The organism is Kangiella sp. (genome assembly GCF_014762745.1).
Taxonomy (GTDB): domain Bacteria; phylum Pseudomonadota; class Gammaproteobacteria; order Enterobacterales; family Kangiellaceae; genus Kangiella.
In genome coordinates, this window is record NZ_JABURJ010000075.1 from 1 (window position 1) to 11,389 (window position 11,389).

An 11,389-nucleotide genomic window follows, 5' to 3' on the forward strand; every position below is an offset into this window, starting at 1 on the left:
TGGGCGATAGAAAGATAGCTAATCATTCTATCAGGAGAGATACAAGGATGGGTTACGGCCACCGCCAAACCCATGCTATGACTATTTCTAATTATTACACCTTAAGCCAGACGTTAGCACCAATAATCCCCTTTTGATTGAGCAGAGTAGTAGCCAAGACATAGCAATTCAAATCTGTGACTGAAAGGAATCCCTTTAGGGAGATGATTTGAATAGTAAAATTCGGGCCAGGGATGGAACGTATTTTACGGTGCGTTAAGTGGCTTGGCGGATACGAAGGAAGTTGAGCGAAGCGAGACCTCAATCACGGGGTGGTCTTCTTTTATGAAGTACTTCCCTGTACTTCCCCCTTCGGGCTAGCTTCGCTATTCAAAATCGTTCCTGACGATTTTGTGGTTACTTAGGGCAAGACAAATTTGTCTGGAACAAATTTGAACAGCGGAGTGAAACGACGCTGGCTTTAGCGGAATACAGGATGTATTCCGTAAAAGTAACTCGCCGAGGGGCGAAAACTTTAACTAAGGAATGGTGTTAACATACATGGGTTGATGCTTTTGAGGACGATTTCAGTTATTCATAACTGATGGGTTACGCATAAATGCTAACCCATCCTATGACTTCCTGTTAAAGCCTCATTGTGGGGCTTTTTTTATGCCCATTCTTTATTGCCTGAACCTACCCCAATTGCTACTCTATCGGCACTTTATTATTTCAATCAGTCATTTTGTGGAATTTTTTATGTCAAAGATCGGCACCCCTTTATCGAATACAGCTAAGAAAGTGATGATGCTAGGCTCCGGTGAGCTAGGCAAAGAGGTCGTTATTGAGTTGCAACGCTTCGGGGTTGAGGTGATTGCGGTAGATCGTTATGCCAATGCTCCCGCGATGCAGGTGGCGCACCGTAGTCATGTGGTTAATATGCTCAATGGCGATGCGTTGAAGCGCGTAATTGAAGAAGAAAAGCCAGATTTGATTGTGCCTGAAATCGAGGCGATTGCGACGGAAACATTGTTAGAAGTCGAGAAAGAGGGTTTTACTGTTATCCCAACTGCTCGCGCGACTCGCTTGACTATGGACCGCGAAGGGATTCGTCGTTTAGCGGCGGAAGATCTTGGTTTGGAAACATCGCCTTATCGCTTTGCTGATACTTATGACGAGTATAAGCAGGCGGTAGAAGAGATCGGGTTACCTTTCGTGATTAAACCAGTGATGAGCAGCTCGGGTAAAGGGCAGTCTACGGTTAAAACTAAGGATCAGATAGATGCAGCCTGGAAATACTCGCAGGCGGGAGGCCGTACTGGTGAGGGGCGTGTCATAGTTGAAGGTTTTGTTGATTTTGATTATGAAATTACGTTGTTGACTGTTCGTTCAGTCAATGGTACTCAGTTCTGTGCTCCAATAGGTCATATTCAGGAAGATGGTGACTACCGCGAGTCATGGCAGCCTCAATCGATGTCCGATAAAGCATTAGCCGAAGCGCAACAGATGGCTAAAGCTGTGACCGATGATTTGGGAGGTTATGGAATTTTCGGGGTGGAGATTTTCATCAAGGGTGATAAAGCAATTTTCAGCGAAGTCTCACCAAGACCACACGATACTGGTTTAGTGACTCTGATTTCTCAGGACTTGTCTGAGTTTGCCTTACATGCCCGCGCTATTCTCGGACTGCCTATTCCGGCCATTCGCCAGGTGGGTCCATCTGCATCGGCTGTTATTCTGGTCGAAGGTGAGTCGCAACAGGTTGAGTTTGGAAATCTTGAGTCGGCCTTATTTGCAGCGGATACCCAGTTGCGTTTATTTGGTAAGCCAGAGGTGAGTGGAAAGCGTCGTATGGGAGTTGCCCTGGCTAAAGCTGATTCCGTCGAGGAGGCCAGAGCGAAAGCGCGTAACTGTGCCGCTAAAGTAACGATTCGGTTATAAGGTTTATAGTTGTAAAAAAGAACTCTCTTGGGCTTAAGTGTCATGTCATTACTCATAATGAGTGTAACCCAAGAGAGTTAAGTTCCAATCTGCCTATCTTCTTACCTACTCACTAACTGTTATTTGATTTGGATCGATTTTTTGGGTTTTTCACTGCCAGCCTTTTTAGGTAGATGAATGTTAAGCATGCCATCTTTAAACTCGGCTTTGCATTGATCCGTATCAATGTTGTCGGGCAAGGTAAAGCTTCGGGTAAAACTGCCATAGAAGCGTTCCAATCTGTGTTGCTTCTCGTCTTTTTCCTCGTAACGACGCTCACCCTGAACGCTTAAGATATTGTTTTCAATATTAATTTTGACGTCTTCTTTCTTAACTTCCGGCAGTTCCGCTTTAACCAGAAATTCATCATTTTTTTCGATAAAGTCGACAGCAGGACGCCACTCGTTACCGAAACCATTCGACATTTCATCAAACAGCCCCGATACCGGAAAGTTCATAAAAGACTCGATATTTGAGAAAGGTTTCCATTTTGATAGTTGCATAATACACCTCCAATTTATGTAGTTTGCTATGCTAGACTAATCCTATTAACCTCAGTACATTTTGATCTGGATCAAAATACTGTAAGGTTGAAATGGGGTATAAACTAGACAGTTGTTAGACAAAGGAGATAGTTATGGGTTCATATAAACAGGTTTTAGTGGCATTGGATCTTCGAAAAGAAGGTGAGGCCATTATCCAAAAAGCAAAAAATGTGCTCGCAGAAGGTGGAGATTTGCACCTGATTCATGTAGCGGAACCCATTGAAGCAGGTCTATGGGCTGGTGCGCCATTTGGAGCCGTTATCGTCAATACTGATGATATTGAGCAGGAAGCAATAAAAGCTAAGACGAAACGAATTAATGAATTTGCCAAAAAATACGCGGTTGCTGACGATCATTGTCATATCAAAATAGGCAAGCCTTCACGTGAAATTAAGAAATATGCTGAAGAGCAAAAGTGCGATGTGATTGTTATCGGTACTCACGGCCAGCATGGTTGGGAGTTGTTGCTTGGCTCAACGGCTAATGGTGTGTTGCATGGCTCGCCATGTGATGTGTTATGTGTTCAGATGCGTAAACCGAAAGACTAATCTTTCGGAATCATTCAGGATCAAAAAAAGGAGCTGATAAAGCTCCTTTTTTTGATCCTGAGAATTAACCCTGAGAGCGAACTAGCTTACTGATCTTTATCAGCTTTTAGCGGCTTAACTGTAATCAACATCAGTGGTAACAGTGTTAAGTTCAGGAACAAAGCCACCGCCATTGCAAAACCAGTCAGAAGGCCAAAGTAGATAGATGGGATAAATTCTGACAGTGCCAGGATGGCAAAGCCTACAATAATGGTTACGCCTGTGTAGTAAATCGCTTTACCGATACTGCCGTGGCAACGCTCCATAGTGGCTAGATAGTTATTGTCCTTTCTGAACTCGCGTTTAAAGCGGTGCACATAGTGAATGGAATTATCGACCGCGATACCAATGACAATTGCCGCAATGGTGATGGTCATCATATCCATCGGCACTCCCAGCCAACCCATTATGCCGAGAACTAAAGCAGCAGACAGAGCGTTAGGAATAGTTGCGAGTATGGCAAGAACGAAGGAGCGGAATAGCACCAGGAACATGAGTAGAATGGCCAGGTAAACAACGCCAATGGTCATAATCTGCGAGTCAAATAAACTTTGCAGCATATTATTGTATAGAACCAACATACCAGTGAAATGAACATGCTCCTGCTTAATGCTTGTTTCATTAACAATGAATTGATTGATGGTTTCAATCAGATCGGAACGCTTCAAACTCGGATTGGTTTCTTCGACTCGAATATTGATTCGGGTTTGGTCGCCATCTTTGGACAGATAAGGATCTAATAGCGTTGCACGAACATCTTCAGGCATTTCTTTGTGCACCAGAGACAAGGTCAGTTCGTCCGGAAACTCACCGTCGTTCATTTCTTTGAGGACTTTAGCGGTGGTGGCCAGAGATTGAACCTTGCCTGTGACCTCAAGGCTATCAATATAGTCATGAATTTTTTCAAGGGTTTCCAGCTTGCTACGAGTAAACCAGTAGCCCGCATCGTAAGTACCGCTGTCAAATTCGTCACCGAATTCATCTTCAAATTCATCGTCTGCAAATAGTGACTCTTCATCAGGATCAGCGTCTATTACGATATCCAAAGGCGTAGTGCCTCCAAGCTCCTGATCAATAACTGTCATACCCTGATAAATTTCAGTGGTTGGCTTGAAGTAATCAATAAAACGGTTTTCCACCTTAAGCTGCGAAATACCGTAAGCGCTGAAGATGATCAGCAATACAGCTAGAGCAAAAATGGCTGGTTTAAATTTGACACTAATACTGTAAATCCAGTGGGTGATTTTATAAGTGATGCTTGAGCCGCTTTGGTGTTTCTCTGTGCTCATGAGCTGGATAAAGCTGGGGAACACAATAAAAGTAATAATAAAACCAAGCACGAGACCAATCGTCATGATCCAGCCAAAATCAATCACCGGACGGATGCCGCTGATCAGTAATGAGATAAAGGCAACAATGGTAGTTAGCGCAGTATAAAGGCAGGGCCAGTACATGGTCTTAATCGTTGCCTTGACGCGTTCCATTTGATTGCTATCAGGATTGTCGGAAATAAAGTCACGATAAAAAACGACCAGGTGAACGTTGAGCGCCAGTACGGTAATTAATAATATCGACGGGAAGTTTGATGATATGACCGTTATTCGCCAATCAAGATAACTTAACAGGCCGGCCAATATCAGCACCGTGACCAGACAAGAAAAGAGTGGCACCAAAACCCAGCGCACTTTACCGAAGAAGGCAAACAGGGCGATCATGATAAACAGCAGGATGCCAATACCGAATACGGTGATATCGTGCTGAATAAAATCCAACATATCATTGGTGATCATGGAGATGCCGCCAAGGTAGAGCTGTGCGACATCGCGGTAGTCATCCATGATAATTCTTACATCCTGGATAATCTGACTGGTGCGCTCTGAGGCAACTTTACTGTAGGCGTCAAACTCATCTTCGAGTTGTGCTAGTCGTTGCGACTCTTCTTTACTCAATTGCTCATTGCTACGTTTTTGGCGTAAAGCGTCACGAGCATCAAGCAGACTGAAATAGCGCTCGTCGCGTTCGAAATTCACCTGTATCGCACTGGTTTCCCCATTTTCACCTACCAGTAGATTAGTGTAGAGAGGGCTACTGGTGAATTCTTTAAGCGCTTTTTGTTTATTCACGCTCTCATCCATCAAAGTAGGAATTTCAGCGGACAGAGCTTCGGCATCAAGTTTTATGCCATCTAGCAGAGGAACATTTAGAATGCTATTGATATTGGCAACTGTGGGTAACTGCTCTAAACGGCTGACCAGATCTTGCAAAGAGGCGAGAGCTGCCTCATCCATCAATCCTGCCTTTGGTTTCCAGGTAATGATCAAAAAATCGTCTGAGCCATAACGCTCGTTAACCTGGCGGTAATAGTTCAGTGACTTATCGTTTTCAAGCGTTAATGATTCGCCAGAAGCATCGAGTCGGAACTTAGGAAGCTGAGTAGCAGCCACCACTGACAGAATAATGACCAACGTCAAAGTAATAATCGGGTGGTTTAAAATCAGTTTTTGATACAGTCTAAAAAAGAAATGCTCTTTGTTATGTGTCATGGATAAGTTCCAAGTTTAAATATCAGTTTCTGGTGCGCGGTATAATTTCGGCAAAATACGCACAGTTTTAATCAGGTTGTCTTTAACTTGCAGGATTTCCATGGGATAGCCGTGTAATCGTAATCCGGTGGCCGCCTGTGGAATGGTCTCAAGATATTCGGTTATCAGCCCATTTAAGGTCTTAGGGCCATCGGTAGGTAAATACCATTTCATGGCACGATTAAGTTCACGAATAGTAATGGTGCCATCGACCAGATAAGTACCATCGTGTTGAGCCTGGATCTCTTTATTAATGTTCGACATTTCAGTGGTGAAGTCACCGACAATCTCTTCGAGAATATCATCCAGCGTCACCAGCCCTTCAATATCGCCATATTCATCGACTACCAGTCCAACGCGATCACGTTTGCGCTGGAATTTCATCAATTGAGTATGTAGTGGTGTGCCCTCGGGTACATAGTAAATGGGATCTAGGAAGTCGAGAATGGCTTCAGAGGTTGGTTCTTCAAGCTCCAGAATGCGGCCAAAGTTACGGGCGTGCAGAAAGCCTTTGACCTGATCGATTTCTTCACTAAATACCAGAAGCCTGGTGTGAATACTGTTACGGATTTGCTCTAAGATGTAATCCATGTCATCAGCCAGATCGATACCAACAATTTCATTGCGTGGCACCATGATATCGTCAACGGTTACCGTTTCCAGATCCAGAATACTCAGCAGCATTTTCTGGTGGCGACGCGGAATCATGGCGCCAGCCTCATTCACGACCGTTCTCAGCTCTTCCTGGCTTAAGTGGTCTTCGCCTTCTGCTCCAGCGTTAACGCCAAATAGGCGTAACAGGCCGTTAGCCAGAAAGCTGATCAATTTAACGGCTGGTGATAATAATGTTGAGAGAGGTTTCAGGATAGGCGCTGCCAAAAAAGCAATTCGCTCTGGGAACAGTGCAGCTAGTGTTTTCGGTGTAACTTCTGCAAAAATCAGGATTACCACAGTCAGCATCAAAGTTGCAGCGAAAATACCGCCCTCGCCCCAAAAGCGAATGGCGATCACGGTGGCAATAGCTGAAGCCAGGATATTAACGATGTTATTGCCGAGCAATATAAGCCCGAGAAGTTTATCTGGACGCTTGAGCATGTTATAGACCCGTTTGGCACTACGGTCACCATTCTTTGCTCGGTGTTTCAATCGATAACGATTGAGCGACATCATTCCCGTCTCTGAACTTGAAAAAAAAGCGGACAGTACAATCAGAAGGCCAAGAATGATGAACAGAGTGCTGGTCGACAGGGATTCCAAACATTAACCTCGCTGTAGGATGTAATCCAGCACCAGTTTACTGCCAACGTAACCCAATGCCAGAATTACGAAAGCAATAATGCATAGCCGAGCAAAACGAATACCACTTAAACGGGATAACTTATACCCAAGATAAAATGTACAGAAGCTGAACCAGGCAATAGCTGAAAGAATAATTTTATGTAAAGACTGAGCTCTTAGAGCTGTGTCGGGCTGCATAAAGCCTAATATCAAAGCGATTCCGAGGCTGATAATGCCGGATAGCACTAATGCCGAAAGGAATTGTTCCATTTGCATCAGCGGTGGTAACAGTGGGTGAATCGATGCGGGGCGTCTGCGTAATTTTTTGTGTAGAAACAGCAGCAAAATACTCTGGAAGGTGGCAATCAGTAGTAGACTGAACCCAATAACCGATAGCCAGATATGCCAGAATGCAAGGGCATTACCCTTGAGCATAATGATATTAGGTTTTTCTGGAACAATGTTTAATAGAGAGACAAAGCCGGCAAAAAGACAGGCATATAGCATCAGATGTGGTGTTTGATGATTAAAACGATAAATGGCAATTAACAACACCATGATTAATGAAACCAATGACAGGGTATTGAATAAAGATAAATTTTGCCCTGTGCCAGTTTCAATGGCCAGATACAGCGCGTACAAATGCAATGCGATTGGCGCCAACGGCAACCACTTTCCCCATTCTGGTACTTCTTTATCCGGGTGATTAAGGCGGAGAATAAAAAATACCGCCAATACAAGATAAGAAAGTCCGGTAATTATATCGATTAACACTGCCTTAAGGCCTTTGGTTTGTTGGATTTTTCTTAAACCGCCATTTTAGAGCAAATTAGCACTGAAACAAGCGCTATCTATGAGAAATACTACAACAAAGGCGCTTGTATTTCGTTATAATGCCCCTAATTTTATAAAAGCCATTAATTTGAGAATTAGCAGCAATGTTTGACAGTTTAAGTGATCGTCTCTCCGGTGCCCTGAAAACACTAAAAGGAAAGGGCAAAATCAGTGAAGACAATATTAAGGATACGTTACGTGAAGTGCGCATGGCCTTGTTGGAGGCGGACGTTGCTTTGCCAGTGGTTAAGGCTTTCATCGGTGACGTTAAAGAGCGCGCCATGGGCGCTGAAGTGGGCAAAGCGCTTGATCCAGGCCAGGCCTTCATCAAAATTGTTAATGATGAATTGATTAAGGCCATGGGCGAGGCCAACGATGCCTTGAACCTTAGTGCCAAACCGCCGGTAGTTATTTTAATGGCAGGTTTACAAGGTGCGGGTAAAACCACCAGTGCCGGTAAGCTGGCCCACTTACTGAAAACTCGCGAAAAGAAATCGGTAATGGTTGCCAGTGCCGACGTATATCGTCCAGCCGCAATCAAGCAGCTCGAAACGGTTGCTGGCGAAGTGGGCGCAACCTTCTTCCCAAGCTCAACCGACCAAAAGCCGATCGACATTGCAAATAACGCCATCAAAGAAGCGAAAAAACAGTTTATTGATGTGGTCATTATCGATACCGCTGGTCGACTTGCGATTGATGAAGCTATGATGGATGAAATCAAGGCGCTTCATTCTGCTATCGAGCCAACCGAAACCCTGTTTGTGGTTGACTCAATGACCGGTCAGGACGCGGCCAATACCGCCAAAGCCTTCAATGATGCCTTGCCGTTAACCGGTGTTATTCTGACCAAAGCAGATGGTGATGCGCGAGGTGGTGCGGCATTATCTATTCGTCATATCACAGGCAAGCCCATCAAGTTCATTGGTATGGGCGAAAAAATCGATCAGCTTGAGCCTTTCCATCCAGAGCGTGTTGCTTCAAGAATTCTCGGCATGGGCGATGTCTTAAGCTTGATTGAAGAAGTTGAGCGTAAGGTTGACAAGAAAAAAGCCGAAAAAGTTGCCAAGAAGATCATGAAAGGCAAAGGCTTTGACCTTGGAGACTTCCGTGATCAGCTATTGCAAATGAACAATATGGGCGGCATGGCCGGTTTAATGGATAAGCTACCTGGCATGGGGCAAATTCCAGAAGCGGCCAAACAAAAGGCGCTCAATAGCAAGATGACCGATCGCATGATTGCCATGATCAACTCCATGACACCCAAAGAGCGCGCGCGCCCAGAACTGATCAAAGGTTCTCGTAAGAAACGTATCGCCAATGGCTCCGGTACCCAGATCCAGGACGTCAATCGCCTGCTTAAGCAGTTCAATCAGATGCAAAAGATGATGAAAAAGATGAAAGGGCCAGGCGGCATGATGAAGATGATGCGTGGCATGAAAGGAATGATGCCCCCGGGAGGAGGAATGGGGGGCGGACCAGGTGGGATGCCTCCATTCGGCCGATAAAAGCTTCTAATAGCTTCGTTAAATATCCTTAACTTTTTGACTCATTTACTTTTAGTAAACCACGGCAAAAAGTTAAGGCATTTGCCTCGCTCTAGAAGCTTTTTAATTCTTGTAGTACCTAAAATCACTGATTACTTTGTTAAAAATCCTTTTCTCGCCAGTTACTTACTGATGTAAGCGCCTGGCTTGAAAAGGATTTTTGCCTCGTACTAAGCGATTTTATCTCACAGTGAAACTTGTCTCCGTAAGTTAAAGCGGAGTAGTCAGTTTAAGTTAGTGATTACTTTTCTTCGGTAATGATAACCGTCCCTTTTTTCCTTTCTTCTTGAATGTACACTTCTAACGCATCGATACTGGCTTTCATTCTTTTGAGGTTTTCGGGTTGAATCTTTGCTGCAAACTCCAGGCAGTCTTTACCAAAGCTGCTGATAATGTCAGGGACAGTATTACCTCCCCAGACACTATTTATGTTGCATGTGACCTGAATTCTTTCGCAGGCGTTTACATTCACTTTAACTCTGCTACCAGTGCATTTGGGAAACTCTTCTTTGAGAAAAGACAGGTAATTCTCGGCTATACCAAGGTCGCTATACTGTCTGTATATGTCCGAGGATGACTTTACAATCTGCTCTTTGTATTCAGGTGGGATGAGTGATTTTACATGATCAAAATGCTGTGAAAGTTCTTCACTGCCATTTTCTTTGGCTACTCTGGCCCAAGCGTATGCCTTTTGAAGATCTTTTTCATCGGTCAGTCCATTCAGATAGATTACCGATAATATATATTGTGCATACTTATCGCCAGCCTTGGCTAACTTTGAGTATAGCTCCTGTGATTCTTTATATTGCTCATTTTGGAACAGCTCATCTGCCTTCTCTATATCAGATTCATTAATTACATAAAACTCTTGGCTACTACCAAAAGCGATTGAAGAGCTACATAGTAAAAAGATTGTTAAGAGTAATTTTTGCATTTGCACAGTCCCTTTTCCTTTGCTTATTGCTAAATCATCACTACTACGACGTTATCCTCATTTGGAAAGTGACAAGAAAGTCTATTTATTTGTCAGTTAACCTAGCGTATTAAAATATAAGCACCTTGTCCGAACTAATCGTTAAGTCAGCCAATTTGTCCATAGTGCTTCGCTTAGCGCCACTTATAACGTCTTCATCGCCAAGTCCTCGCGCATCCATACAGGTGCCACATAGAAGAACAGAGCCTTTATTGATAACCAGTTTTAGCATTCTCTCGACATTATAATATCCGTCAGGGGTTTTCTGGCCGGCTTTTGCACCGGATACTGCATCGGCCATCAGGAATACTGTCACGTCATGCTCTTTTTTAATCAGGGTGTGAGCCAGTCTTAGTCCATTGTATAAGCGTTCTGTGCCGTAGGGAGGGTCATTAATGATAATAAGAAAACTCATCGCAGTTCCTTGGGGTGATGTCATCAGGGTTAGTAGATTAGAACACTAACCCTGCCTTGTAAAACGGCTAGAAATCGAATAGTTCACCTAACAGGCTTTTCTTCTTTTTTCGCCTGTAATGATCGTTATCGCTGTAGCCATGGTGTGCTCTTGGCTGATCGCGGTACTTGTCCTCACGGTATTTTTCACCCCGATATTTGTCTTCTCTGTATCTTGGTTCCTGAGGCTGAGGGTTTACAGTTTCCTGAACCGGGGCCGAGCGTTCGATGATTTTATCCAGCTCGCCGCGGTCAAGCCAAACGCCACGGCATTTAGGACAATAATCGATTTCAATTCCTTCACGTGTGGTCATGGCCAGATCAACACCATCACAAACAGGGCATTGCATAGAGTTAACTCCTTTAATTAGGTTGTTTTCTTGTTTAGTTATATCAATATTGGGGACTTAAGAGTATCCATCAAGCTTAAAGATTACGTCAGTAAATGTAACAATGGCTACTAAAGGCTGTATAGGGGAAAATGAGCCCAGTCGCCAGGGAGAAAATGGTGCGATAAACAGAAATCATAGGGTTTTACAAAGATATGCGGTTAAGGTAGTAAATATAAGGATTTTTTCGGTAAAATCGTTTCCAAATGCCGTGTATTTAATGTAAAATTCGCGCTCTTAAAATT

Annotated in this window: 10 protein-coding genes; 3 read left to right on the plus strand and 7 right to left on the minus strand. The window is 43.8% G+C overall.

Annotation, left to right across the window (positions count from 1 at the left end; all coding sequences use genetic code 11):
• Window positions 1-738: 738 nt before the first annotated feature.
• Window positions 739-1,920 (plus strand): formate-dependent phosphoribosylglycinamide formyltransferase, encoded by a 1,182-nt coding sequence (purT, locus tag HUJ19_RS05425; RefSeq protein ID WP_290622688.1) that lies wholly within the window; start codon window positions 739-741, stop codon window positions 1,918-1,920.
• Between the two features lie 119 nt (window positions 1,921-2,039).
• Here the strand turns inward: purT and HUJ19_RS05430 are convergent, their stop codons facing one another.
• Window positions 2,040-2,462, minus strand: coding sequence for an Hsp20/alpha crystallin family protein (locus HUJ19_RS05430; RefSeq protein WP_290622689.1), 423 nt, complete (start codon window positions 2,460-2,462; stop codon window positions 2,040-2,042).
• A gap of 134 nt (window positions 2,463-2,596) precedes the next feature.
• Here HUJ19_RS05430 and HUJ19_RS05435 point away from each other — a divergent pair, with 134 nt between their 5' ends.
• The gene (locus HUJ19_RS05435) at window positions 2,597-3,052 is read left to right on the plus strand and encodes a universal stress protein (RefSeq protein ID WP_290622690.1); all 456 of its coding nucleotides are present in this window, start codon (window positions 2,597-2,599) and stop codon (window positions 3,050-3,052) included.
• 86 nt (window positions 3,053-3,138) lie between these two features.
• On the opposite strand, the gene HUJ19_RS05440 is transcribed toward HUJ19_RS05435, so the two are convergent.
• The 3 genes from HUJ19_RS05440 to HUJ19_RS05450 are packed head-to-tail and all read right to left on the minus strand — an operon-like array spanning window position 3,139 to window position 7,725.
• On the minus strand, window positions 3,139-5,634 hold the full coding sequence (locus HUJ19_RS05440; RefSeq protein ID WP_290622691.1) for an MMPL family transporter: 2,496 nt from the start codon (window positions 5,632-5,634) through the stop codon (window positions 3,139-3,141).
• 15 nt (window positions 5,635-5,649) lie between these two features.
• Window positions 5,650-6,930 carry an HlyC/CorC family transporter gene (locus HUJ19_RS05445; protein ID WP_290622692.1) on the minus strand — a complete coding sequence of 427 codons (1,281 nt, stop codon included), beginning with the start codon at window positions 6,928-6,930 and terminating at the stop codon, window positions 5,650-5,652.
• 3 nt (window positions 6,931-6,933) lie between these two features.
• Entirely contained in the window at window positions 6,934-7,725 is a 792-nt protein-coding gene (locus HUJ19_RS05450) for an inner membrane protein YpjD (RefSeq protein WP_290622693.1), read from the minus strand.
• Window positions 7,726-7,889: 164 nt separating this feature from the next.
• Here HUJ19_RS05450 and ffh point away from each other — a divergent pair, with 164 nt between their 5' ends.
• The gene (gene ffh / locus HUJ19_RS05455; protein ID WP_290622694.1) at window positions 7,890-9,290 is read left to right on the plus strand and encodes a signal recognition particle protein; all 1,401 of its coding nucleotides are present in this window, start codon (window positions 7,890-7,892) and stop codon (window positions 9,288-9,290) included.
• 280 nt (window positions 9,291-9,570) lie between these two features.
• Here the strand turns inward: ffh and HUJ19_RS05460 are convergent, their stop codons facing one another.
• From HUJ19_RS05460 to HUJ19_RS05470, 3 genes are all read right to left on the minus strand, one after another.
• A complete protein-coding gene (locus tag HUJ19_RS05460; RefSeq protein ID WP_290622695.1) occupies window positions 9,571-10,263 on the minus strand; it encodes a hypothetical protein in 693 nt (230 codons plus the stop codon).
• A gap of 109 nt (window positions 10,264-10,372) precedes the next feature.
• Window positions 10,373-10,717, minus strand: a complete 345-nt coding sequence (locus tag HUJ19_RS05465; RefSeq protein ID WP_290622696.1) for a DsrE/DsrF/TusD sulfur relay family protein — start codon at window positions 10,715-10,717, stop codon at window positions 10,373-10,375.
• Window positions 10,718-10,784: 67 nt separating this feature from the next.
• The gene (locus HUJ19_RS05470) at window positions 10,785-11,105 is read right to left on the minus strand and encodes a zf-TFIIB domain-containing protein (protein ID WP_290622697.1); all 321 of its coding nucleotides are present in this window, start codon (window positions 11,103-11,105) and stop codon (window positions 10,785-10,787) included.
• Between the last annotated feature and the right edge of the window lie 284 nt (window positions 11,106-11,389).